The sequence below is a fragment of the Longimicrobium sp. genome (assembly GCF_036388275.1).
Classification (GTDB): domain Bacteria; phylum Gemmatimonadota; class Gemmatimonadetes; order Longimicrobiales; family Longimicrobiaceae; genus Longimicrobium.
Genome location: NZ_DASVSF010000086.1, coordinates 1 through 24,910, shown reverse-complemented (window position 1 = coordinate 24,910; position 24,910 = coordinate 1). Strand labels below are relative to the sequence as shown.

The 24,910-nt window shown below is 73.6% G+C and carries 18 protein-coding genes; 12 read left to right on the top strand and 6 right to left on the bottom strand.

Going from position 1 to position 24,910, the window contains the following annotated elements; genetic code table 11:
* The first annotated feature begins 87 nt into the window (after nucleotides 1–87).
* The 10 genes from VF632_RS17685 (at nucleotide 88) to VF632_RS17640 (ending at nucleotide 13,412) form a co-directional block, all read left to right on the top strand.
* On the top strand, nucleotides 88–918 hold the full coding sequence (locus VF632_RS17685) for an alpha/beta hydrolase (RefSeq protein WP_331024258.1): 831 nt from the start codon (nucleotides 88–90) through the stop codon (nucleotides 916–918).
* Nucleotides 919–982: 64 nt separating this feature from the next.
* Nucleotides 983–1,378, top strand: coding sequence for a BlaI/MecI/CopY family transcriptional regulator (locus VF632_RS17680; RefSeq protein WP_331024257.1), 396 nt, complete (start codon nucleotides 983–985; stop codon nucleotides 1,376–1,378).
* Nucleotides 1,375–4,257 carry a HEAT repeat domain-containing protein gene (locus VF632_RS17675; protein ID WP_331024256.1) on the top strand — a complete coding sequence of 961 codons (2,883 nt, stop codon included), beginning with the start codon at nucleotides 1,375–1,377 and terminating at the stop codon, nucleotides 4,255–4,257. Before VF632_RS17680 ends, VF632_RS17675 begins: the two co-directional genes overlap by 4 nt.
* Nucleotides 4,258–4,293: 36 nt before the next feature.
* The gene (locus VF632_RS17670) at nucleotides 4,294–5,052 is read left to right on the top strand and encodes a hypothetical protein (protein WP_331024255.1); all 759 of its coding nucleotides are present in this window, start codon (nucleotides 4,294–4,296) and stop codon (nucleotides 5,050–5,052) included.
* Between the two features lie 35 nt (nucleotides 5,053–5,087).
* Nucleotides 5,088–7,817 carry a DUF5916 domain-containing protein gene (locus tag VF632_RS17665; RefSeq protein ID WP_331024254.1) on the top strand — a complete coding sequence of 910 codons (2,730 nt, stop codon included), beginning with the start codon at nucleotides 5,088–5,090 and terminating at the stop codon, nucleotides 7,815–7,817.
* Nucleotides 7,818–7,918: 101 nt separating this feature from the next.
* Nucleotides 7,919–8,434, top strand: a complete 516-nt coding sequence (locus VF632_RS17660; RefSeq protein ID WP_331024253.1) for a nuclear transport factor 2 family protein — start codon at nucleotides 7,919–7,921, stop codon at nucleotides 8,432–8,434.
* A 250-nt stretch (nucleotides 8,435–8,684) separates the two neighbouring features.
* Complete coding sequence (locus tag VF632_RS17655; protein WP_331024252.1) at nucleotides 8,685–10,184, top strand: alpha/beta hydrolase; 1,500 nt, start codon at nucleotides 8,685–8,687, stop codon at nucleotides 10,182–10,184.
* Nucleotides 10,184–11,533 carry an acyl-CoA thioester hydrolase/BAAT C-terminal domain-containing protein gene (locus VF632_RS17650; protein WP_331024251.1) on the top strand — a complete coding sequence of 450 codons (1,350 nt, stop codon included), beginning with the start codon at nucleotides 10,184–10,186 and terminating at the stop codon, nucleotides 11,531–11,533. The genes VF632_RS17655 and VF632_RS17650 overlap by 1 nt, the downstream gene beginning before the upstream one ends.
* Nucleotides 11,530–12,621: a sensor histidine kinase gene (locus tag VF632_RS17645; RefSeq protein ID WP_331024250.1), complete on the top strand. Its 1,092-nt coding sequence runs from the start codon at nucleotides 11,530–11,532 to the stop codon at nucleotides 12,619–12,621. Before VF632_RS17650 ends, VF632_RS17645 begins: the two co-directional genes overlap by 4 nt.
* Complete coding sequence (locus tag VF632_RS17640; RefSeq protein ID WP_331024249.1) at nucleotides 12,618–13,412, top strand: LytTR family DNA-binding domain-containing protein; 795 nt, start codon at nucleotides 12,618–12,620, stop codon at nucleotides 13,410–13,412. The genes VF632_RS17645 and VF632_RS17640 overlap by 4 nt, the downstream gene beginning before the upstream one ends.
* Before the next feature lie 76 nt (nucleotides 13,413–13,488).
* Here VF632_RS17640 and VF632_RS17635 read toward each other — a convergent pair whose 3' ends face one another.
* From VF632_RS17635 to VF632_RS17610, 6 genes are all read right to left on the bottom strand, one after another.
* Nucleotides 13,489–16,131 carry a DUF5916 domain-containing protein gene (locus VF632_RS17635; RefSeq protein WP_331024248.1) on the bottom strand — a complete coding sequence of 881 codons (2,643 nt, stop codon included), beginning with the start codon at nucleotides 16,129–16,131 and terminating at the stop codon, nucleotides 13,489–13,491.
* A gap of 160 nt (nucleotides 16,132–16,291) precedes the next feature.
* Entirely contained in the window at nucleotides 16,292–18,346 is a 2,055-nt protein-coding gene (locus VF632_RS17630) for a M56 family metallopeptidase (protein WP_331024247.1), read from the bottom strand.
* Nucleotides 18,343–18,732 (bottom strand): BlaI/MecI/CopY family transcriptional regulator, encoded by a 390-nt coding sequence (locus VF632_RS17625; RefSeq protein ID WP_331024246.1) that lies wholly within the window; start codon nucleotides 18,730–18,732, stop codon nucleotides 18,343–18,345. Before VF632_RS17625 ends, VF632_RS17630 begins: the two co-directional genes overlap by 4 nt.
* Nucleotides 18,733–18,854: 122 nt before the next feature.
* On the bottom strand, nucleotides 18,855–19,445 hold the full coding sequence (locus VF632_RS17620) for an outer membrane beta-barrel protein (protein ID WP_331024245.1): 591 nt from the start codon (nucleotides 19,443–19,445) through the stop codon (nucleotides 18,855–18,857).
* A 157-nt stretch (nucleotides 19,446–19,602) separates the two neighbouring features.
* Nucleotides 19,603–21,426, bottom strand: coding sequence for a M56 family metallopeptidase (locus VF632_RS17615; RefSeq protein ID WP_331024244.1), 1,824 nt, complete (start codon nucleotides 21,424–21,426; stop codon nucleotides 19,603–19,605).
* Nucleotides 21,426–21,818 (bottom strand): BlaI/MecI/CopY family transcriptional regulator, encoded by a 393-nt coding sequence (locus tag VF632_RS17610; RefSeq protein WP_331024243.1) that lies wholly within the window; start codon nucleotides 21,816–21,818, stop codon nucleotides 21,426–21,428. Before VF632_RS17610 ends, VF632_RS17615 begins: the two co-directional genes overlap by 1 nt.
* A 313-nt stretch (nucleotides 21,819–22,131) precedes the next feature.
* On the opposite strand from VF632_RS17610, the gene VF632_RS17605 reads away from it, so the two are divergent.
* Both VF632_RS17605 and VF632_RS17600 read left to right on the top strand, forming a co-directional pair.
* Complete coding sequence (locus VF632_RS17605; RefSeq protein WP_331024242.1) at nucleotides 22,132–22,758, top strand: TetR/AcrR family transcriptional regulator; 627 nt, start codon at nucleotides 22,132–22,134, stop codon at nucleotides 22,756–22,758.
* Nucleotides 22,755–24,611: an alpha/beta hydrolase gene (locus tag VF632_RS17600; RefSeq protein ID WP_331024241.1), complete on the top strand. Its 1,857-nt coding sequence runs from the start codon at nucleotides 22,755–22,757 to the stop codon at nucleotides 24,609–24,611. The genes VF632_RS17605 and VF632_RS17600 overlap by 4 nt, the downstream gene beginning before the upstream one ends.
* Nucleotides 24,612–24,910: the final 299 nt, after the last annotated feature.

The following is a 24,910-nucleotide window of genomic DNA, read 5'->3' as shown; positions in this document are numbered from 1 at the left end:
CGCGAAGGCGGACTTTGGGCCGTCGTTGCCGCGACTTCAGTCGCCCCAGCAGGCCCCATCCACTCCCACGCCCTACCTTCCTGCCCGATGCCCACATCGATCGAAAGCCGGTTCGAAGCGTTTCGAGCCGCGCACCCGCCGATTCACGTTCCTCGTCCCGAGCCCTGGACCTACATCCGCGGCGGCCGGGAGGGCCCGGCGGTGCTGCTGCTGGGGGGCGCGCTCGGCGTGGCGGAGTTCGCGTTCACGGCCATCACCGCCCTCGAGCGCAGGGCCAGGGTGATTGCACCCGACTACCCGGCTGCTTCGGACCTGGATTCCCTGGTACGGGGGCTGGCCGCCGTCCTGGACCACGCGGGGGTGGATCGCGCGGTGGTCGCCGGCGGGTCGTACGGGGGGCTCGTCGCGCAGGCATTCGCGAGGATGCACCCGGAGCGGACGCATTCGCTCATCCTTTCTCACACGGGTGCGCCCGAACCGATGCGCGGACGACGATGGGCGGTCCGGCTGCTGGAGATGATCCCCGAGGTGGTGCTTCGGGCCCTTCTGCGGCGGCGGCTAGCGACGGCGCTGCGGGGCGCGGATCCGTTCTGGCTCGAGCAATTTCACGCGATCGTTTCCGGGCTTTCGGGCGCGGCGATCCTGAGCCGCGTGCGCATTGCCGCCGAGGCCGGCGACCGCTTCGGCAGGGAGCCGCTCGGGCCCGTGCCGTACCCGGTGCTGATCGTGGAGGCGGACGACGATCCGTTCTTTCCGCAGGCCGAGCGGGCCGCTCTGCACCGTCTCTACCCCGGCGCCGAAGTGCACACCTTTCACGGTACGGGCCACCTTGCGGCGGTGGTCGCCTCCGAACGCTTCGCCTCCGTTCTCCTGGATTTCATCTCCAGGCACGGAGCCCTGGGCCAACGAGAACCTTGACCACATCCGCGGAGCCTGTTAGTGTATTGACATGATGTCAATCCACTAACATGCAAGGATGTGGATGTCCGCTCCCTCGCAGTTCGACCTGGGGCGCCGCGAGCGCCAGATCATGGACGTGGTGTTCCGGCTGGGCCGGGCCACGGCGCAGGAGGTCCTGGCCGAGCTGCCGGACCCGCCCAGCAACTCGGCCATCCGGGGAATGCTCCGGCTGCTCGAGGAGAAAGGCTACCTGACGCACGAGCAGGATGGGCCCCGCTACGTGTACCTGCCGACCGCGGAGCCGGAGGAAGTGAGCCAGACCGCCCTCCAGCACCTGGTGCAGACCTTTTTCGGCAATTCGCGCGCGTCGGCAGTGGCGGCGCTGCTGGACCTGCCCCACCAGCCGCTTTCCGACGACGAGTACCACCGGCTTTCCCGCCTGCTGGACGAAGCCCGCGACGCTGGAGACGACAAATGACTCCGCCCCCCATTTCCGCCGCCGAAGCGCTCGCGGTGCTCGGCCTGCTCGCCAAGGCCACGCTGGTGGTGGCCGTCGCCGGCCTGGCGGCCGCCTGCCTGCTTCACCGCGGCGCCTCGGCCGCCGCGCGCCACATGGTGTGGGCCCTCGCCATCGGGGCGGTGCTGTCCCTTCCCGTGCTGTCGGTGCTCCTCCCCGGCTGGCGGGTGGCGGTGCTGAGGGAGGCGGAGCCGGTTCCCGCGTCCTTCTCCGCTCCCGCCGGTCCGCTCTCGGCCGGACCGGCCGAGATGGACGACGAGGCGGCGAGTGGACGGCCCGCGGCTGCCGCGCCCGCCCCCGTGCCCGCCGCCCCCGCGCCCATCGGCGTGGAGTGGCTGCTGGCCGGGCTCTACGCGCTGGTTGCGCTGGCGCTGGCCGGGCGGGTGGTGGCGGGGCGGTGGAGCGTGGCGCGCCTGGCGCGGAGCGCCACCCCCCTTGATTCGCCCGAGTGGCGGGAGCTGCTGCGCGACCTGGTGTGGGTGGCCGAGGTGGAGCGCCCCGTTCGCCTGCTGCGGAGCGACCGCGCCACCATGCCCATGACGTGGGGGACGCGGCGCCCCGTGGTGCTCCTTCCCGCGGCGGCGGATGGCTGGTCGGCGGAGCGGCGCCGCGTGGTGCTGCTGCACGAGCTCGCCCACGTGGCACGGCGCGACTGCCTGCTGCAGACGCTGGCCGCCCTTGCGTGCGCCCTGTACTGGGTGCACCCGGGCGTGTGGTACGCCGCCCGGCGCATGCGCGCCGAGCGCGAGCTGGCGTGCGACGATCGCGTGCTCGCGGCCGGCACCCGCGCGCGGAGCTACGCGGCGCACCTGCTGGAGGTGGCGCGCGCCTTTCGGCCGGACGGGGGCGCGTCGCCCGTGGCCGTGAGCATGGCGCGCCCGTCGCAGCTGGAAGGGCGCATGCTGGCGGTGCTGGACGCGGTGCGCAGCCGCCGCGCTCCGTCCCGTGCGGCGAGCGCCGCAGCTGCCGCCGTCGCGCTGACCGTTTCCGGCCTGGTGGCCGCGGTGCACCCGGCGGTGGCGAAAGCACGTCCCCCGGCGGCGCCGGCGGAGGTGCGGCAGGCACAGGAGCACGTGGTGGAGCACACCGTTGCGGCGCGGCCGGGCGGGCGGCTGGAGCTGGTGATGGACAACGAGGCCGCGGTGGAGGTGACGGGGTGGGAGCGCGACGCGGTGTTCGTGCACGCCGAGTTCACCGGCGCGCGGGCGCGCGAGGGGCGGGTGGATGCGGTCGCGGCCGCGGGAGGCGTGCGGGTGACGGGGCGCCGCCCGGGCGCGGCCGGTCGCCAAGACAAGCTGCGGATCTGGGTGCCGCGCCACTTCGACGTGGCCGTGCGCTCGCGCGGCGGCGGCGTGTCCATCCGCGAGGTGGAGGGCCGCTTCACCGGGACCTCCGGCGGCGACGGGCTGCACCTGGACCGGCTGCGCGGGACGGTGGACTTCGCCAGCGAGGGCGGCGGCGTGATGATCGCCAGGTCGCGCCTGGAGGGGGAGATCCGCACCGCGGGCGCGGGCGCGCTCCTGGACCGCGTAACGGGCGGGGTGAACGTGGTGAGCGGCGGCGGGGCGGTGGTGCGCGGGCGGGTGGATACGGGTGACGGCGATGGGGAGCATCCCGCCCCGGCGAACGGGCAGCACGTCCAGGTGTTCCCGGACCCCGATCCGGACCCGAACCCGGAGATCGGCCTGGACTGCACGGCGGGCACCTGCACCGTCGTCGCGGAGCGGAAGGACCCGGCGGGCACCCGCGCGGGCGGGAACGGGTTCGCGTTCCTCACCGGGACGGGCGAAGAGCGGCGCGCCGCGGTCGAGGCGATCGCCCGCAACGCGCCCCCCGCGGCCGCGGCCGAGGCGCTGGAGCGGCTCGCCTTCCAGGAGACGGACCCCGAGGTGCAGCGCGAGGCCGCCGAGTCGCTCGCCGGCCTGCGGGGCGGGGCGGGGCTCGCGGGGCTGCTGAAGATCGCCCGCGTGCACCCCGGCGAGGAGGCGCGCCGCGAGGCCGCCGAAGGGCTGGGGGTGCTGGCCACGACTCAGGCCGTCGCCGGGCTCCGGCGCATGGTGGCCAGCGACCCCGACGACGGCGTGCAGGGCGAGGCCGTCGAGGCGATGGCCGGCATCCTGGGGCGCGGCGACGTACCCGCCCGGACGCGCCAGGAGGTCCGCGCCGCGCTGCGCGAAATCGCACGCTCGCACCCGGTCGCGAGCGTACGGGCCCGCGCGCACGCCGAGACGACCGACCCGCCCCGCGAAATTTCGGCGGGGCAGCCCACGGGGGAGCGGCTTCCGCTGGCGCCCGGGGCGCGCGAGCTGGCGCTGCGCAACGCGGGGAGCGCCTCGGGCGCGGATGCGGCGGCCATCCGCCGGCTGCGCCCGGCGCTCGACCACACCCCGACGAGCGCGATGGACCTGGTACGGGAGCGTGCCACCTGGGCGCTCGCGCAGGTGCGCGGGGGCGAGCTCATCCGCCCCCTGGTCGCCGCATTGGGCGACGCGGACTGGCGGGTGCGCGCCTACGCCGCCTGGGCGCTCGGGGCGGCGGGGGAGCGCAGGGGGGTGAATGCGCTCGCCGGCGCCCTGGCAGACCCGCACTGGCGGGTGCGCGCGAACGCCGCATCGGCCCTCGCGCAGGTGCCGGACGCGCGGGCGGTGACGGCGCTCGGCTCGGTGCTGCGCGACCCCGCCTGGCAGGTGCGGGCCGGCGCCGTGGAAGCGCTGGGCGCCATCGGCGACGCCCGCGCCATCGCGATGGTGGAGCCGCTGCTGCGCGATCCGCACGTGGCCGTGCGCGGCGCCGCGCAACCGGCCATCGCTCACCTCCGAAGCTCACGCGCGCGCGGGTAGCCCCCGCGCCCGGCTTCCACTCGAAAGCGTACTCGCATGCTAAAAATTTCGCATCTCCGCACGGCCACGGCGCTCCTTTGGGGACTGGCGGCCGCCACCGCGACCGGGGCGGAGGCACAGACGCTCGCGCGGCAGGTGGCGGCGAACCGCGACGGCACCGTGCTGATCCATTTCACCGGGGCGCCGGGGGCGTGCGGCGACGGCCGCGCGGTCATCGGCCGGCGCCTGGCGGGCGGCGGCTTGGCGCTCTTCGTCCCCAGCCTGTCGCAGCTCCCCAACGACGCGGAGGCGGCGTGCAGCCCCGGCCCGGTGCGCGTGGCGCTGGGAATGGCGGGCGGGCGCGTGGCCTCGGTGCGCGCCACGGCGGGACCTGCTCCCGGGGCGGCGGCGATCGCGGTTTCCCCCACCGAGGCGGGGTCCTTCCTTCTCGACCTGGCCCTGCGGAGCGACGGCCAGGTCGCGCGGGGAGCGCTGGTGCCCGTTTTCCTGCTCGACGGCGAGCCGGTGTGGCGGGGGCTGCTGCGCGTGGCGCGGTCGGCACGGGCGCAGGAGGCGCGGAGCCTGGCGGCCAAGGAACTGGGGCGGCGCGCGGCGGCCACCATCCAAGGCGGGGAGCGGGGGCACCGGGCCGACACGGAGCTTTCCCGGAGGAACGGCGGCGAGGAGGAGTGGCTCGCCGTCGCCACCCGCGACGGGAACCCGGCACGCCGCCGCGCCGCGCTCCAGCTGCTGGGCAAGGAAGGCACTCCGCGGGCGCTGGACCTCTTCGAATCCATCCTGTCCCGCGCGCGATGAGCGCCGCGGCCCCCCCACGACCTCCCGAGGCAGCCATGCGCCGGATCCATCTCACGTTCCTTCTTCTCCTCGTCTGCGCCCCGGCCGCCGTGGCCCAGGTTCCCGCCGACTCCACCCGCGCGGCCACGCGCGCCGTTCGTGCCGCGCGGGTGAGCGGCGCGGTCCGCGTGGACGGCCGGCTGGACGAGGCGGCATGGGCCGCGGCGGGCGTCGCGGACGCGTTCACGGAAAGCTACCCCACCCCGCGGGCCCCGGCGCGGGAGCGCACCGAGGCCCGCATCCTCTTCGACGACCAGGCGGTGTACGTGGGCGTGCGGATGTACGACGCGCGCCCGGACTCCATCGCGGCCCAGCTCGCCCGGCGCGACGCATCGGGGATCTACTCGGACTGGGTGCACGTGATCCTCGACACCTACCACGACCGCCGCACGGGCTTCCGCTTTTCGGTGAACCCCCGCGGGGTGAAGAAGGACGTCTTCCACTTCGACGACACCAACGAGGACCTGAGCTGGGACGCCGTGTGGGAGGTGGCGGCCCAGGTGGACTCGGCGGGGTGGACGGCGGAGTACCGCATTCCGCTGTCGCAGCTGCGCTACGGGCGGCGCGAGCCGGCGGCGGGGCGCGTGTGGGGGGTGCAGGTGCAGCGCGACGTGGCCCGGCGTGAGGAGCGCACCTCCTGGTCGCCGTGGACGCAGAGCGAGGGCGGCTTCGTGTCGCGCTTCGGCGACCTGGCGGGGCTGGACGGGCTGCGCACCCCGCGCCGCCTGGAGATCCAGCCGTACACCAGCGCGCGCATGGACCGCGCGCCCGGCGGCGACGCGGCGAACCCGTTCTACCGGCCCAACGACCTGACCGCGTCGGCCGGCGTGGACGTCAAGTACGGCCTTCCCTCGGGGCTCACGCTCACGGCCACGGTGAATCCCGACTTCGGGCAGGTGGAGGTGGACCCGGCGGTGGTGAACCTGAGCGCGTTCGAGGTGCAGTTCCCGGAACGGCGCCCGTTCTTCACCGAGGGGACCGACATCTTCCGCTTTGGGCACCCCACCAACTCCTTCAACAACTACCAGTTCACGCAGCCCTTCTACTCGCGCCGCATCGGGCGGCGGCCGCAGCGCACCCTGGCGGGGCAGCTGGGCGCGGACGAGGTGCTCTTTTCCGACGCGCCCGAGCAGACGACGATCGCCGCGGCGGCCAAGCTCAGCGGCCGCACCCGCGGCGGATGGTCCATCGGGCTCCTGGACGCCGTCACCACCCGCGAGAACGGCGCCTTCCTGGGCCGGCGCGTGGTGGACGGCGACACGGTACTGCGCGAGGGCTCGGCGCCAGTGGAGCCGCTTTCCAACTACTTGGCCGGGCGCGTGCGGCGCGACCTGCGGGGCGGGCAGAGCGTGGCGGGCGCCATGTTCACGGCCATCCACCGCGACCTGGGCGAGCCGGCGCTGGGTGGAATGCTGCGCTCGTCGGCGTACATGGGCGGCGTGGACTTCGACCACTCGTGGGGAAACCGCACCTGGAGCCTGAACGGGTTCGCATCGGCGAGCACGGTGGCGGGGGAGCGCGGCGTGATCACGGCCGCGCAGAACGCATCCACCCGCTACTTCGCCCGTCCCGACGCAGACCACCTGCGCCTGGACAGCACGGCCACCCGGCTGGGCGGGTACGCGGGCGCGCTGGCGCTGGCCAGGACCAGCGGCAAGCACTGGCTGGGCTCGCTCACCTTTCAGACGGTGAGCCCCGGCTTCGAGGTGAACGACGCCGGCTTCCAGACCCGCGCCGACTATCGCGCGCTTTCCACCTTTTTGATGTACCGCGAGACGCGCGCGGGGCGCCGCTTTCGCAACTACAACGTGTTCGCGTTCAGCAACCACGCCGTGAACTTCGGCGGCGACCGCATCTTCGAGGGGTACAACCTGGGCGGCAACGTGCAGCTCGCCAACTTCTGGTCGCTGGGCGCGCGCGTGGGCGGCAGTCCGGAGCTGGACAACGACCGCCTGACGCGCGGCGGGCCGCTGGCCAGCGTGCCGGCGCAGTGGAGCACGGGGCTGAACGTGCGGTCCGACAGCCGCAAGCGGGTGATCGGGGGGCTGAACCTGAGCTACCGCACCGACACCTCGGGCGAGTTCGACCACGTGGTGGGGCTGACGCTGGATGCCCGCCCCAGCTCGGCGGTCCGGGTGAGGCTGGAGCCGCAGTGGATCAACGAAAAGGACACGGACCAGTTCATCCGCTCCCTGGCCGACACGCTGGCGCAGGAGACCTTCGGCCGCCGCTACGTGTTCGCCGACCTGGAGCAGACTACCGTGGCGGTGGGCACGCGCGTGGACTGGACCTTCACCCCGCGGCTGAGCCTGGAGCTGTTCGCGCAGCCCTTCTTCGTGCGCGGCGACTTCCGCGAGTACAAGGAGTTCGAGACCCCCGGCGAGTACCGCTTCCGCGTCTACGGACGCGACGGCGGGACGGCGGTGCGCAACGACACCACCGGCGTGGTCACCGTCGACCCGGATGGCGCCGCCGGCCCGGCGGCCCCCTTTGCCGTGGCGCGCGGCTTCGGCGAGCGCGACTTCGCGCTGCGCAGCGTACGGGGGAACGCGGTGCTGCGCTGGGAATATCGTCCCGGCTCGGTGCTCTTCTTCGTCTGGCAGCAGGATCGCAGCGGGCTGGACTTCACCGGCGACTTCATGGATGCGCGCAACGACGGCTCCATCTTCCGCGACCCCGCGCGCAACATCTTCATGGTGAAGGCGACGTACTGGATCGGGAGCTGAGGACACGAGGGCGCCGCCGCCGCTGGGTACCCGCGGGGTACGGCTTCGGCGTGGGCGGCTCTCCGCCCGCGCACTCTCAAACTCTCTGTGATCGGCGACCGATGCGTACTCACGCGGGAATCTGGGGAATGCTGGTGCTTCTCGGCTGCGCCGGCGCGCAGGGGCATGCCGCGGCCGAAGCGGGGAGCGGTGGGAACGGACGAGTCCGCGCGGAGCTCGTGCAGCTCTACGAGGTGAACAGGCAGGCGTTTCTGGCCCGCGATCCGGATGCCGTCATGGCGCTGCGAGCCGACGACTTCCACAGCATGACCCCGGACGGCCGAACGCACGACCGCGCCGCGATGGAGCTGTACATCCGCGGCTTCATCAACGGTGTGGAGCGCTGGAACGGCCTGACGTTTCGCATCGACAGCCTTGCCGTTCGCGGCGACACCGCGGCGGCGATCGTGACCCAGCACGCGGACCGGATGGCGCTTCGCGAGGACAACCGCGTTCACCACGTAGAAACGTGGGTCACACAGCGCGAAACCTGGGTGCGCACCCGGAACGGCTGGCGAATGTGGCGCGTCGACCAGCTGCGGGGGCAGCGGCGGCGGGTAGACGGGCAGCCCGGATGAGCATTCGCCGGGTCCGCGCCGACGATCGTTCGCTTCCACCTTCATGGTGACGGCGGAGTACCGGATCGGGAGTTGAGCCACGGGGGACACCGCGCCCTCCCCCGTTCACGCCGGACTCGTCCCGCTCGCGCCCATCGCGATCCCACCCGGGCCAGGTTCGTTGGTGGCCCCCGGCACTCGCGGTATGGTTGAGGCACCCCCCCGGGCCGCCACGCGGTCCGGGGCCCTCTTCCCGGGCCGAGGCTGCCTCATGATCTGCATCTCCTTCTTACGTTCCCGCGCCAGCGTCGCCGCGCTGATCCTCGCGTGTTCAGCAACCGCCATGGGGGACGCGGAGGGGCAGACCGGCGGCACCGGTCCACCGCTGACGATGGAGCCCTTCGCCTACCGGGCGTTCGACGGCCGCGAAACCGCCGCCGAACGGGGCCGGATCACCGTCCCGGAGCGGCGCGGCGCGCCCGGCGGCCGCACGGTGGAGGTGGCGTTCGTCAGGCTTCTCACCCGCGCGGCCCAGCCGGACCCGCCCGTCGTTTGGATGGCGGGGGGTCCCGGCACTCCCGGGGCGCGCATGGCGCGGGTCCCCGTCTACTTTGCCCTCTTCGAGCGGATCCGGGCGCGCAGCGACGTCATCCTGGTGGACCAGCGCGGCCTGGGAATGTCGAGCCCGGTGCTGGACTGCCCCGCGGCCGACGCGCCGCTGGACCTGTTCGCGTCGGAAGCGCGCTGGAGCGCCGTATTCGTGGAGCGTACCGCGGCCTGTGCGCGCCGGTGGAAGGAAGCCGGGGTGGACCTGGCCGGGTACACCAGCGAGGAGAGCGCCGACGACATCGACGACATCCGGGCGGCGCTCGGCTACGAGCGCGTCAGCCTGCTGGGCCACAGCTACGGAACCCTGCTGGGCCAGGTGTACCTTCAGCGGCACGGCGAGCGCGTGCACCGGGCCGTCCTCGCGTCGGTGGAAGGGCCGAACGACCGCGTATCGCAGCCCGCGGTCTGGGACATGCTCATCACCAGGCTGGGGTACTTCGCGGCGCGCGACTCCGCCCTCGCCGGTGCCGTCCCGGACCTGGCCGGCCTGTACCGCCGCGTGCTGGACCGGCTGGAGCGCCAGCCGGTGGACGTCGCGATCACCCAGCGCCCGTCCAACCAGCCGGTGACCCTGCGCGTGGGTGGCATCGGTCTGCGCTGGGCGATGCGAATGAAGATGGCCGACGGCCGCACCTACGCAACCATTCCGGCGCTGCTGCTGGCCCTGGACCGCGGCGAGTACCAGGTGCTCGCCCGCGAGCTGGAGCCGCTGTACAACGGCTTCAGCCGCTCGGCGATGGCCACCGCGGTCGACTGCGCGGGCGGATGGCCGGAGGGGCGGATGATGGACGCGGGCAAGGCCGCCCAGGGCGCCCTGTTCCGCAACGTGAACCTGCAGTGGGAGAGCGGTGCCTGCGGCGGGGCCGGCGTGCGGACGGGGCGGGGCGGGCCGCCGGTGTTCACCACGGTGCCCACCCTCTTCATCAGCGGCACGCTGGACACCAACACGCCGCCGTTCCAGGCAGAGGAGGTGCGGTGGGGATTCCCGGTGAGCGTGCACCTGGTGATCGACAACGCCGGGCACGAGTCGCTGCCGTCGCCGGCGGTGCAGGCCATCGTCGCGCGCTTCCTGGCGGGGGAGGACGTGTCCGCCGAGCGGGTGTCGTTCCCCGCCCCCCGCTTCGCGGCCACGCTTTCCGCCCCCGCGGGAGGACCGCGCTGATGCCGCCGGTGTGGACGGGGCCCCGGCTGCTGCTCATCGGCGCGGCGCTCTGCGGCTGCGCGCCCCCGCCGCGCCCGGCACCGGCGGCTCATGCGCCCAGGCTCGTGGTGCCGGCCGATACGGCGCTCGTCGACGCGAGGGTACGCGTGGGGGCGGAGGGGCTGCGGCCCGGCGAAGCGGCGGCCCTGGTCGTCCGCTGGCCGGATGCGCCCGGCGGCGCCCTGCGCTCCATCGCCTGGTTCCGCGCGGACGTGCACGGGCGGATCGATGCGTCCGTCCAGGCGCCCGACTCCGGGAGCTACGCGGAAAGCGACGCGATGGGCCTGTTCTGGTCGATGGAGCGGGACAGCGGGGCGGCCCGCTCCCCCTCTCCCTGGGCACCGCCGGCGCCGCTCGCCCACGACGTGGAACTGCGGGTGGACGGGCGCGTGGTGGAGCGGCGCCCGCTGGTGCGCGCGCTCCTGGCTCCCGGCGTCCGCCGCGAGGAGGTGCGCTCCGACGCGCTCACCGGGCGCCTGTACCTTCCGCCCGGACGAGGTCCCCATCCGCTGGTGGTGGTGCTGGGCGGGTCGGAGGGCGGGTTCGACGACCTTCGCGCCTCGGCGCTCGCGTCGCGAGGGTACGCCGCACTGGCCGTGGCGTACTTCGGCCTTCCCGGGCTGCCGGGGGAGCTCTTCGCGGTGCCGGTGGAGCGGGTGGAGGCGGCCCTGGAATGGGCCCGCACGCGCCCCGGGCTCGACGCGGGCCGGGTGGCCCTGCTGGGCACCAGCAAGGGTGCCGAGCTGGCGCTGCTGGCGGCCACGCGCCTGCCGCGGGTGCGGGCGGTGGTGGCCTACGCCCCGACGGACGCCGTGCAGCAGGGCGTTACGCGCGAGGGCCGCTCGCGCCCCGAATCGTCCTGGTCCCTCGGCGGGGAGCCGGTCCCCTTCCTTTTGCAGCGCCCCTCGGCCGAGTGGGAGGCGCAGTTCCGGCGCGCCCCGCCGTACACGCTGCGCACGCTTTACGAGGCGAGCCGCGCGGACACGGCCGCGCTGGCCGGGGCGGCCATCCCCGTCGAGCGCATCCGCGGGGCGGTTCTCCTCCTGTCCGGGGCGGACGACCAGATGATCCCCGCCGCGGAGGGCGCCGAATCCGTCGTGCGGCGCCTGCGCGCCCACCGCCACCCGCGCCGCGCCGAGCACCATTCCTTCCCGGGCGCGGGGCACTCCATCCTGGTGCCGTACCTTCCCACGCCGCCCCGGACCGCGGGCGGGTTCTGGCGCGCCGGCGGCACCCCGGCGGGATACGCCCGTGCCGACCGCGAGTCGTGGGCCGCGGTGCTCGCGTTCCTGGGACGGGAGCTGCGGTGAGAACGGCGGCGCCGGGGCGCATTCCCGCCCGCCGGACGTGGCTCCCGGCGTTCGCCGCGGCGGCGGCGTTCGGCCTGCTGGACGCCCTTCCCGAGTTCGGCGGCTCCGGCGGACGGGAGGGCGCCCTGGCCGTCGCCCGCGAGCTTCTCCCCTGGCTGGGATGGGCGGTGCTGGCGCCGGCCGTGGTGGCGGTGGCCGAGCGGGTGCCCCTGGGGCGCCCGCCGCTCGCGCGGGGCATCGCCCTGCACCTGGCGGCCGGGACGCTGCTTTCCGTCGTCAAGCTGGCCATGCTCCTCCCCGTGAGCCACTTCCTGTTCGGGTGGAGCGGGCAGGGAACGGGGCTGGGGGAGGGGCTGGCGTGGCTCCTGGCCCACCGGCTCCCGGGCAACGTGATCATGTACCTGCTGTTCGCCGCGGGAGCCACCGTCCTGATCGAGCAGCGGCTGGCCCGCGAGCAGGAAACGTCCCGCGCCCGGCTGGCCGCGGAGCTGGCGGAGTCGGAGCTTCGCCTGCTTCGCGCGCAGCTGGAGCCGCACTTTCTCTTCAACGCGCTCAACACCGTGGCGGCCTTCGTGCGGATCGATCCGCCCCGCGCGGAGCGCATGCTCTCGGAGCTGGGCGAGCTGCTGAGGCTGGTGCTGCGCGCATCGTCGGCGGCGGACGTTACGCTGGACGAGGAGCTTACGATCGTGGCCCGGTACGCGGAGATCCAGCGGATGAGGTTCGGCGACGGCTTCCGCCTGCGCACCGAGGCCGATCCGGAGACCCGGTCGCTGCGCGTGCCCGGCATCCTGCTGCAGCCGCTCGTGGAGAACGCGGTGAGGTATTCCGGGGCGGGCGAGGTGCTGGTTCGCGCCCGCCGCGAGCACGGGATGCTGGTGCTGTCGGTGGCGAACGTCGCGAGCGCACCCGCCGCCGCGGGAAACGGCGACGGATCGGGAGAGGCGATCGGCCTCGCCAACACGCGTGCCCGGCTGCACCGCATCTACGGCGGCGCCGCGACCGTGACCCTCCGGGAGGCCGGCGGCCACACCGTGGCCGAGATCCGCCTTCCCATCGCGGGCTCCCGTACGCCGGCGGCCGGATGAGCCCCCGCATCCGCGTGCTGATCGTGGACGACGAGGCTCCCGCCCGGCTCCTGCTGAATTCGTACCTGGCCGCCGAGCCGGACGTGGAGGTGGCGGGGATGTGCGGCACGGTGGCGGAAACGGTGGCCCACCTTCGTGCGCGAGAAACGGACGCGGTGTTCCTGGACATCCGGCTTGCGGATGGAACCGGCTTCGACGTGCTGGACCAGGTGGGCCCCGACGCCATGCCCCCCGTGGTCTTCGTCACCGCGTACGACGAACACGCGATCCGCGCGTTCGAGCTGCACGCGATCGACTACCTGCTCAAGCCCGTGGCGGAAGCGCGCTTCCGGGGGGCGGTGGCCCGGCTGCGGGAGCTGCTTTCCCGCGACGCGGGCGGCGGCGGACGTGCGCGGGACGCGGTGCGGGCCGCCCGGGAGCTGCTGGCCGGCGCCCCCGGGGGCCACTCCGCGCGGGGCCGTGGATACCTGGCGGCGCGAACCGCGTCGGGGGTGCAGATCGTCCCGGTCGCCACCGTCCGCTACCTGCGGGTGGACGGACACTACGTGACGATCCACTCCGCATCCGGCACGCACCTGGTGCGGGGGGCGCTCTCGGATTTCGAAGACGAGCTCGATGCCGAGCGGTTCGTGCGCATCCACCGCTCCACGATCGTGAACCTGGACTTCGTGCGCGAGCTGAAGCCCTGGTTCCGCGGCGACTACCTGGTCCTGCTCCTGGACGGGACCGAGCTGCGCCTCAGCCGCCGCTTCCGCGCCAACCTTTCCCGGAGGTTCGTGAGCGACTGGTGAGGCGTGTCCGCGCGGAGGCCGAGCCTGTCGCCGGGTCGGGTCCAGCCTCGCCGTCACCTGCGACCGGCCCTTCCGCTCACCGCAGCGGGAGCCAGTACGAAACCTTGATGGCCAACCGGTGGTCGCCGGGGGCGTCCAGGGTCTGGGCGAGCGACCCGAAGCCCACCGGCGCGATCTCGTCGCGGTCACCCGCGCGGTCCTGCTGCCAGACCACGAAGAGCGAGCTTCCCGGGCGCCACTCCCAGCGCAGCACCGCGTTGCTCCGGAACGAGCGCACGTTGAAGTCCTGCACCACCGCCCCGCCGCCGGGGCCGAGCACGCGGGTGGCGTTGCCCTCGCGGCGCACGCGAGTGGTGTCGGTGCCGTACAGCGTCAGCTCGTGACTCCCCGGCGCGGGAAGCTCGCCGAAGGTGTGGTAGCGCCCGCTGGAGGCGAACGGCTCGGCGTAGAACTCCATCGACAGGTCGGGGGTGAAGAGGTAGTTCAGCCGGACCTGGGCGAAGAACTCGCTGCGCCCCACCGAGGCGAACACGTACCGCTTGCCCCCCGTCGCGGCGGGCCCTCCGTCGAGCGTGGCCACGTACTGCCGCGTGGGCGTGCTCTGCAGAAAGTTGGGATCCACCGACAGCTGCCAGCGCGGGCCGGGGCGAAAGGCCACGCCCCCGCTCAGCCGGTAGGTTGCGCGGCCGTCCTCGTTCTCGCCGTAGTACACGCGGCCGTTCCAGCGGAAGCGCGCCGCGCTGCTGCTGGCCAGGCGGTTGATGACGGCCCACGACGCCCGCGTTCCCGCCCGCGGCCCGCCGCGCGAGGCGGTGACGCTCTGGGCCCGGGGGGTGTAGAACGCCGTGAAGTCGCTGCGCCAGCGGTTCTGCCAGGTGCCGACCGCGTCCAGCCAGAGGGTGCCTCCCGTCCGCGTGCCGCCGTAGTTCCACCCCACCTCGGGGGTCACGAACACGTCGTAGCTGCGGAACGGCCCCCGCGGCTTCGTCTCCCGGTAGCGGAGCTCGGCGAACGCGCTCACCGCGTCGGCCACGGACAGGCGCCCCGCGTCGTTCAGCTCCAGCCCCGGCGAGCTCAGCGCGGCCCCGGCGGTCCACAGCCAGTGCTCGCCGCTGATGCGCGCGGCGTTCAGCGAGGCCGTGTACCCGGCCAGGTCCGTCCGCGACGGGTCTGCCTCCACGTAGTCGGCGTCCGGGCGCTGGTAGTAGCGCGCGGAGCTCCGCTGCAGGCGCAGGATGGCCACCGAGTCGCCCGCCACCCGGCTGGCGCCCACGTGGCCGCCCACCTGGTAGGCGCCCCGCCCGAAGCGGAGGTTCCAGTCCACGCCGCCGGCGAACGCCTGTCCGGGCACCCGCAGGGCCAGGGGCGAGCCCGGCTCCAGGTCGCGCGAGACGGCGGTGAGCGTGGCTCCCACGGTGGAGCCGCTGCTCCCCAGCTGCTGCTGCGCCCGGGCCACGGCGTACCCCGTGCGCGGCTCCACCTCCACCCTGCCGAAGACGCTGGTCGCGGAGTCGTAGGTGCGGGCCCGCTCGCGGTCCGTCACCGCCGCCAGCACGCCCAGCGACAGCCCCGAGGGAAGCTGGCCCGTGAGCTTGGCCGCGCCCAGGATGGTGGAATCGTCGGGACGGCGCACGAAGTCGCCTCCCGCCGGCCCGCGCGGCGGCGCGCCGATTCGGCGCGAGTAGAAGTACGAGGCCCCGCCTCCGGACAGGAGCTGGCTGCCCTCGGTGAAGAAGGGTCGGCGCTCGGGAAAGAAGGTCTCGAAGACGGAAAGGTTCACCTCGGCCGGATCGGCATCCACCTGGCCGAAGTCCGGGTTCACCGTCACGTCGAGCGTCACGTTGGATCCCAGGCCGGCCTTCAGGTCGCCCCCGGTGCGGAACGCCGCCTCGCGCGGGCTGGTGAGGGGGTCGGCCGGGTGCACGCCCGACCGCAGCGTGGCGCCGGAGGCCACGTACGGCATCAGCTCCACCCTGCGCACCGGGCGCACGCCCGAAAGCCCGGCCAGGTCGCCGAAGCGCGAGGCCCAGCCGCTCTCGCTGGCGGGCACCAGGCTCCAGTACAGGTCCTCTTCGCGGCTGGGGATCCACCGGTTGACGTTCAGCCCCCACGTCTGCTCGGGGCGCGCGATGAAGCGCAGCTGCGAGAGGGGGATGCGCATTTCCGCCGTCCACCCGCCCGGGTCCCGGGCCACGCGCGCCTCCCACACCGGGTCGTAGCGAACGTCCTGCGCCTCGCTGTCGGTGGAATGGTAGCCGTCCAGCCGCGCCCCGGCCGCCGTGATGCCGAAGCTGTAGGCGGTGCGCCGGTCCTGGTAGGTGTCGAACGAAACGCGGATGAACTCGGCCAGGATGCCGTTGTCCCGCCGGGTGATGGGCGCCCGGATCCCCTCGGCCGCCGCCCTCATCCGCGCGCCGACGTATACGTACGCCGCGTCGTAGAGGAAGCGCACCTCGGTATCCGCCGTGGGCGCCGCGCCCTCGGTGGGAAGCTTCTGCACGAAGTCGCTGATGGGCGTGGCCTGGGCCCAGGCGGCCTCGTCAAGCCGGCCGTCGATAGCCGGCGGGCGCCCCTCCACGCGCACCGCCCGCGCCTGCTTGCGCGCCCCCGCCTCCCTGCGCGCGCCGGCCGCGGGGGTGTTCTCCTGGGCGACCGCGGGCTGCCCCGCCCCGCCGGCCAGCACGAGCGCCGCTGCCAGCATCCATCCCGTTTGCCGCATGACCATCCTCCCGGGGGTGAAGTTTTTCTGCCGAAATTTCAGCATTCGATGCCGAGTCGATTTTCGTTCTGCCTGCTGCCGTACGCGCCTTGCGCTGAAAAATCAGCACTTGGGGCCTGAAAACGGGGGCTCTGCGCCCCGTTTCCACCCTCCACGAGGCTCAGCTCGCCGCGCGACGAACCCACTCCCGCATCCAGGCGCGCGCGTCGGCGTCGAACGGGCGCCCGGCGTCGTTCATCCGGTACTCGTAACGAAGGGACCCGCCGGCCCCGGGCGACACGTGCAGCGAGACGACGCCGCCTCCGCGCCGGTTTTCCGTGATGGTCAGCGAGCCTCCCGCGGCGATGCCCAGCACGTCGTCGCGCGCCGCGTTCAGGCGCACGCGGTCCGCCCGGAGCTCGCCCTTGGAAAGCTCCACCTCGTCCTCGATGTGGCGGTGGGTGGTGTTGCTGGTCCACAACCCGGGCTGCGCCGATCCGCCCGGCCGGGGAGGACTCGACGCAGCGGGCTGCGCGCCTGTCCCCAACGCGGTGAGCACCGTGGCGCGCTCCGCGTCGGACTGCATGGCCCCCACCGCGGCCAGGAAGTGGTCGCGCGCGGCGCCGCCCAGCCGCCGGCCCTTCATCACCTCCAGCAGCACGTCCCGGCGCTCGGCGTCGGACGACATCGCGTGCGTCGCGCGGAGGACGGCCGCCAGCATGTCGCCGTCCACGCGGCCGGCCTGCAGCAGGGCCACCAGCACACCCCGCTGTTCCGCGCCGCTCTCCATCCCCTCCACCACCCGGAACCAGGCATCGCGGACCGCGCGCTCCCGAAGCGGAAGCCGGGAGATTCCCGCGACGAGCACGTCGCGGACGTTGGCACCCGACTCCACGTCCGCCAGCGCCCCCAGGAGCTCGACCGCATGGCCCGCCCCGAGCGTCCGCCGCTCCATCAGCGTGATCAGCACGTTCGCCTGCTCGGCCGAGGAACCCATGCCGCGCACGGCCTGGATGACCGCGGACACGTCTCCCGTATCGGCCGCCGTGGCAAGGGCCGCCGGCACTCCCGCGGGTGGGACCGCAAGGCCCAGGGGCGCACGGCCGGCGTCGGGCCCGGACGCCACGCGGGGCGGAACGCGTTCGCCCGCCTTCGCCGAGGGGCCTGGAACCGGCCCGGCAACGGGGAACGCCGGCCCGGGGCGGGCCGTCACCCGCAGTGCGGCCAGGGGCGTGGTGGCCACCACCGCGGCGGCCAGCCCGGTGAGGATGGTGCGGCTGGAAAGGCCCCGCCGCGGGTTCGCGGGCTCCAGGATGGCGAGCAGCCGTCCCTCGAACTGGGAGCGGCGAGCCATGGCCAGCGCGGCTACGGGCCCTTCGGAGCGGCCCAGCGAGCGCACCAGGGTGAGCAGGTGGTCGGCGTAGGCCGACGGGCGCGCGCCGATGGTGAGCACCGCGTCGTCGCAGGCGCGCTCCCGCTCTTCCCGCAGCTGCCGGGCGGCCAGCCACACCAGCGGGTTGTACCAGTGGAGGACCACGGCGAAGTGGGCCACCCACTGCGTGAGCGCATCCCACCGGCGGACGTGGGCCAGCTCGTGGGCCAGCACCACCATGCGGCGCTCGTCGCTCCACTCCGCCGATTCGGCGGGAAGCAGCACCACGGGGCGAAACACCCCCCAGGTCATGGGTACCGCGGCCCGCTCCTCCCGCAGCAGGGTGACGATGCGGCCCAGCCGCAGCCTTCGCGCGAGCGAATCCGCCAGCCGCGTCCATGCGTCGTCGGTGACTTCGCTGGCCCGCCGGCCCAGCCACCACACCCTGAGCACCCCCACCGACAGGCGCAGCCCCAGGGCGAGCGCGCCCACCCCCCAGGCCCACGCCGCGAGCACGGGCCACGCCGGCAGGCCGCGCCGGGGCGAGGCGGGTGACTCGCTCACGGAAGGTACCGCGGGCCGCGAGACGGCGGCGGGCGCGGGCTCCGCGGGCGCCGGCGCAACGGCGGACGCCGCCGCCTGGGGCGGGGAGGGGAGGACGGCCACCTCCAGCGCCGGAAGGGCAACCTGCAGGAGGGGCACGGCCAGGGCGCCGCCCAGGGCCACGGTCCACACCAGGTGCCGCAGCGCGGCGCTGCGGCGGTGCAGCAGCGCCGTCACCCCCCAGGCCAGCGCCAGCAGCACGCTCGCCTTCAGCGCACCCGCGGCCGCCAAGGCCACGAACCCGCCCGGCGCGGGGCTCACTGTTCCTCCTCGGCGCGCTTGGCCTCTTCGATGCGGCGCGCCATGCGCTCCAGCTCCGCGGGCGAAAGCTCCGTCTCGGCCAGGAGGGCGTTCACCACCTGCTCGGCGCTTCCGCCGAAGAAGGTCTTCACCAGGTGCTGCAGGGCATGGCTGCGGGCCCGCGTGCGGGGCGTGGTCGCCAGGTACACGTACCGGCGCGCCTCCTCTTCGTGCTTGAGGTGGCCCTTTTCTTCCAGCAGCCGAAGGGCGGACCGCACCGCGTTGTAGGTGGGGGGATCGTCGAGCTCTTCCAGCACCTCGGCGGTGGTCACCCTGCCGCGGCGATACACGATGTCCATGATCTGGCGTTCGCGCCGGCTGAGCGGGACCGGGGTGCTGGCTTGCATGGCGGGTCCACCACGGGAGAGAGAGTGTGCTGAATTTTCAGCCTATGCGGAATATTCAGCACTTCGCTCCCCGTGTCAAGGCTCCTGGCCCGTGGAGTTCTGCGAGAGAGAGACTCGAGGGGTCAGGGCCGATGGGGCGGGCGCCACACCGTCCCCAGCTGCAGCCGCGTCGTGGTTTCGCGCACGCGGACCGGGTCTCCCGGCCCGGAGCCGGTCAGCTCGTCGTACCGCACGCGGGTGCGCAGGATTCCAAGATCCAGGCTCGCCGTGGAGCTCAACACCACTTCCACCCCTCCCCCCACCGTCCAGCCGGTACCCTGGAGCTGCCGGTCGGCCATGGTTTCCCTGAGCCCGCTGGAAAACGCGCCCTGCACGTAGGGGAACGCCACGCCGGCCCTGAACGGCGCCACCCGCGCGGCGATGTCGGCGTGGCCCAGGAGGCCGGCGCTCCGGTCGTCGTGGAAGGCGCCGGCGGCGAGGTCTACGTTCAGGAGCACCATGACCTGCCGAGTCACCCCCATCCCCAGGAACACCCCCGCACCTCCCCCGTGCCGGGGCGCGGCTGCTCCCTGGTCGCTGCTCAGTCCCACCGCGTGGGTGCCCAGGGCGAGTCCCGCGACCGACGGCCGGCTCTGCTGGGCCGCGGCGGAGCCGCCAGCCGCCAGCAGGAGGACCACGAGCGTCACCGCCGCCATCCGCGATGCGGGCTTCATAGGCGCCTCTGGTTGGGGGTGGGAAGGACGGACAGTGTACAGCCGGAGCAGTAGCGAAGTTTCGTCCGCGGAAAGGGGGCGCCACTGCCCCGCTCCGTGACAGCAGATGCGCGAGACGCGGAACGCCCCGGCTGAAACACCGGGGCGTTCCGCGCGCCTAGCGGACGGCGGCCGCCGCGCCGCTCTCGATGGCCCGCCGGACCAGCGCCACCGTCTCGGCGTTGGCGCGCGCCACGGCGGCTCGCATGCGGTCGCCGAGTACTCCCATCTCGCGCCCGAGCGCCGCCATCTCGTCGCCGCGGTCGCTCATCGGTGCACTGACGTCCCTCATCCTCCGGCCAAGCACCGCCATCTCTTCGCCCAGCCGGCGCATCTCCGCTCCGAGCTCGGTACGTTCCCGCTCGATTTCGCGGCGCTCCGACGCCGAAACCCCCGCGGCCTCCCGGCTGGCCAGGACCCCCAGGCGTGCCCCGATGACGCCCTGCTGGGCCCCGATCGTGGCCTGCTGGGCGCCGACTTCGGCCTGCCGCGCGCCGATGCGGGCCTGTTCCTCGCCGATGGCACCCTGCTGCGCGCCGATGCGGCCCTGCTCCTCGCCCACGCGGCCCACCGGCTCCCACGCTTCTTCCACCTGCGCCAGCACCCCGCGATCACGGACGACGTACTCCTGGCCGCCATACCGGAACCACAGCATTGGCTCACCCCCCCGCCGGTGGCGCCGCGCGCGCTCCGCGTCTGCCGACCGCCCGGACATCGTGGCGTTCCCGTCTTCGCGGAACAGGACGAAGTGCAGTTCCTGCACACGTGGCTCCGCTGCCTCCGCGGCTGCCGGCGCGGCGTGCTCCGCACCCGGACCGGCCGAAGGCCGGGCGGCGGGGGTGGCGGATGCGTCGCCGCCGCCCCGCGGCGCCGTACGCGCGACCACGGCCGGTGCAGGCGTCGCCCGGGCCGTCTGCGCCACGGCGGGAGGGGCGGCCGTGGCGGAGCGCGCCACGGCCCGGATGGGGGCGATCGCGAGCAGGGCGAGAGCCACCGCGCCAGCGGCGAGCAGGCGGCCGCGCAGCGAGAGCGGGGAGGTGCGGTCGAGCATGGTGAGTCTCCGTTTCAGGTTTCCGAACGACCACGCGGCTCCTGCCGCGGAGAAGGTGGCGGTCTGCCGTGACACCCCCAGGGCGAGCAGCATGCGGCCGTAGCTCTGCGGGGACGCGCCCAGCGTGGCGAGGACGGCCTCGTCGCAGGCGGCTTCGCGCCAGAACGCGTATTCACGGGCGGCGAGGCGGGCGAGGGGGTGGAAGAAGAAGCATCGCTCGGCGGCCGCGGGAACGCACCCGAGCCACACGTCGCCGCGCTTCAGGTGCGCGAGCTCGTGGCAGAGCGCCATGCGCTGCTCGGCGGGGTGCAGCGCGGCGAACCTCTCGCCCGGCACCAGGATCACCGGCCGGCGCCCGTCGACGACCAGCGGCGTTTCGACTTCCGTGGAGACCCGTACCTCCACCGTTCTGCGCAGGGCGAGCCGGCCGGCGAGCTCGCCGAGAACCGCCTGCAGCGCGGGGCCGCCGGGGCGCGACCGCGCGACCACCGCACGCGTGCGGCGCCAGCCGCGCAGCGTCCGCAGCAGCGAGAGGCCCAGGCCCAGCGCCCACGCGCAGACCACCACCGCAGTCCAGGGAATCTCCGGAGCGCCGGAACCGCGCGCGGGCAGGGGAGCAGGGCGGGCGGCGGCGCCCGCCTGCGCCTTGGGCAGCGGCGGAGCGGGCGTGGCCGCCGCCTCGCGGGCGGGCGCATGGGCCGCGGCACGGGGCAGCACGGGGAGCACGATCGCGGAAGGCGAGGCGAGCGCCACGATGAACTTCGCGGCCACGCTCCACCACAGGAGCGCCCGGACGCTGGCCGGCAGCCGCGGCAGCCCCCGGCAGGCCAGCCAGACGACGGCGGCCAGCACCGCCCCTTCGATGGACGCACGGGCGAGATGGGCGAGCATCAGCGGTCCTTTCGTTGGGCGGCGTCCAGGCGGGCGACGATCTGCTCCAGCGCCTGCCGCTCCTGTTCGGACAGCTCGGGCGCGTCGGACAGGTACGCCAGGAAGGGCGAGACGGACCCGTCCAGGCTCCGCTCCACGAAGCGCTGCACCGCGTCCTTGAGCAGGTCCGCCGACGAGGCGCAGGCGCGGTAGCGGTAAACGCCGTCCGCCATCTGGCGGGACAGGTACCCCTTGCTCCGCAGGCGCTCCATCATCGTGAGCACGGTGGAGCGGGCGAGGGCGCGGCTGGTGCCGAACTCGTCGACGGCCTCGGCGACGCTGGCGCCGCCCCGGTCGGCGATGTGCCGGACCAGGGCCAGCTCCTGCTCGCCGATCGTCGATTCACGAGCCATGGGTGCCTACACGTGTCGTCATGAGACGATGATAATCGTGCCTACACGAGTAGTCAAGAGCGTCGTGGCCACCCACGCGTGAAGTTCACGGTGTAGCTCCAGCGCGATCCGAAGTGCTCGCGCACGGCGAAGCCACATGCCTCGGCCAGGCGCTGCACCCTTGCGATCGGCAGCCGGTCGGGGGTCGGGCACGTGCTGGCTGACCGGGAGGGTTCCCCCCTCCGCCAACGGGATTGTGGTGCGACTTCCTTGACAACCGGGAGGAGGCTAAGCTAAATAGTAGTTCATACTATCATTTTTCCAACGAGGTCCCATGACGGTTCGCACGCCCCGGCAGGCAAGGAGTTCCGCGGGATTGGAGCGGCTCCTCCAGTCCGCGGAGGAGGTCTTTGCCGAGAAGGAGTTCTCGGCCGCGACGGTGGCGGAAATCGCCGCGCGGGCTGGCTACACCGTCGGTGCGTTCTACGCGCGCTTCTCGGACAAGGCGGCGTTGCTGAAGACGCTCGAGGACCGCATCTACCGAACCGTGGAGCAGGTCCTGGACGCACGCACCGCGGCCCTGGCGACCGGCCAGGCGACACCCGGCGAGTTCCTGCGGGCCGCCGTGGAGGACTCGGTGACGGTGTACCGGCGGCACCGCGGCGGTTTGCGCGCGCTGGTGGCCCAGGCCCGGGAGGATGGTGAGCTGCGGGAACGCATGCGTCGGGTGAACGCCACCACGATCGAGCGGTTCGCGGAAGCATTGCGGGCCCATCCCGGCGGCGTCCGGCATCCGGACCCCGAAGTCGCCGTGGAGTTCGCGCTCGTTCTCATCGGCTCCACGCTTCGGGAAACCATCCTTTTCTCCGACACCTGGACCGTCCCTCGGCGGATCGACGACGCAACGCTCGCCCGGGAACTGAGCCGGTCCGTCATCACTTACCTCGGGTTGCCGGAATGAGCACCTCGTCGCGTGGTACCCGCGGTCCGGCCGAGGCTCGCCTGCGCTGGCCGGCCCGGTTCCCCTTCGTCCGGATGCTTCCCGGCCTCCTTCTCTCGTCGTGCGTGGCGGCCACGGAATCCGGGGAGCCGCGGGCCGGCGCCGGCGCGCCGGCACCCACGCCCGGCACCGCGACCGGGATCACCTGTTCGCTCCCGATCCCGGAAGGTGTTCCCGCAGCGGCGCTCCGCTGCTTCACCGTGGGCGTACCGCAAGACCGTGCACTGCCCGGGGCCGCGACGATCTCGCTGCACGTCGTGGTCATCCGGTCGCAGGCACCGTCGCCGGAGCCGGACCCGGTCTTCTACTTCACGGGCGGGCCGGGCCAGGCCGCCTCCGATGGCCTTGCGGGCACGCTGAACGAACTCGGCCAGGTCCGCACGACCCGGGACCTCGTACTCATCGACCAGCGGGGCACGGGACGGTCTCACCCCCTGCGATGCAACCTGGACCGCACGGAGGAGGCACTGCGAGCGTGGCTCACGGGCGACTTTCCGCGCGCGGCGCTCCGCGCCTGCCGCGAGGGGCTCCTGGAACGGGGAATCGACCCCGCACGCTACGCCACCGCCGATGCCGTGATGGATGCCGAGGCGGTACGGGGGGCGCTCGCGTACGATCGCCTGAACCTGTTCGGTGTTTCCTATGGGACCCGGGTGGCCCTGGAATACACCCGGCGCTACCCGGAACGCGTGCGAACGGTCACACTCCGGGGGCTGCATACGCCGGACTCCCGCTTCCCCCTGCACGTGGCGGGAGATGCCCAGCGCGCCCTGGAGCTGACGCTTGGAGCCTGCGACGAAGACGCCTTCTGCACCGCGGCATACCCGGCGCTGCGCGACGACCTGAGCGCCGCATTCGCCCGCGCCCGCAGCCGGCCCGTTCGCCTTCCGCTGGGGGGAACCAGCGACGGCGACAGCATCACGGTTACACCGGGGATCCTGGCGGGAGCGCTCCTCTTTTCACTGTACAGCGCCGAGGGAGCCGCTTCCCTGCCGATGGCGGTGCACTCCGCCGCCGGGGGCGACGTGGTTCCGTGGGTCGCCCCTGGCCTGCTCACCGCATACGGGGCGTCGCAGAGCCTTGCCCTGGGGATGTACCTTTCCGTGGTCTGCACCGAGGACGTACCCCGCATCGCGGCCGGCACGGGGAACCCGGGGGGCGGCTTCCTTGGAGACACGCTGGTGGGGAACCTGTCGGCGGCCTGCTCCGAATGGCTCCCGGGAGCCGTCGCCCCGCCCGCCCCCCTGCTGCAGACATCCGCGCCCATGCTCATCCTCACGGGAGACATCGACCCCGTCACCCCGCCTCATTGGGGCGAGACGCTTCTGGACCACGTTCCCAACGGGCGCCAGGTGGTGTTCGCCGCCGTGGGCCACGTCCCCAGCATGCCGGAGTGCGCGAGGCACGTGGCAACCGCCTTCATCGAGGCTGCGGATGCACGGGCGATCGACGCCTCCTGCGCGGCCAGCGGACGCCGGCCACGGTTCATCCTGCCGTCGAGTCCGGAGGCCCCGGTACGGGACACGACGCCGGAAAACGTCCGGGGAACGTGGGACCTGTACTGGCAAACCTCCAGCGGCCCGTCGCAGAACGGCTACCTGGTCATCACCCAGCACGGGCGAGAGCTCGCCGCCGAGGTCCATGGACGCGGTGAGCTCCGGGCCTCGGGACGCATCGTCGGCCGCGAGGTGCTCCTTTCGGGGCGGCGGATCGTGCCGTTCGAGATCCGGGCCCAGGCAGCCGGCGACACGCTCCGGGGCACGCTCAAGGTTCTGACGACGGAGCGCCATTTCACGGGGGTCCGCCGCCGCTGACCGGCCCCCCCACCCGATGGCGCCAAACACGGCGGCGGCCCCCATGGAGCACCTGTCCGAGGACCGCGCTTTCGCGCGTTTCTAGCCGTCCACCTACGAGCTACCCATTACCCACATCTCTGATAGGGGTGTCAGGGCCGAAATACAAGGCGCAGTCCGCAAAAATGCCGTGGGAGCGTAGGTTTGAGGCCGCGTCAAACCCGTCGTCGACGTAGGAGTGTGTGGCGTCTACGCACCGGAATGCGCGCTGCTCCGTCTCCCGAGTGGACGCAGATGAGGGCCAAACCCCTGCTGTCACC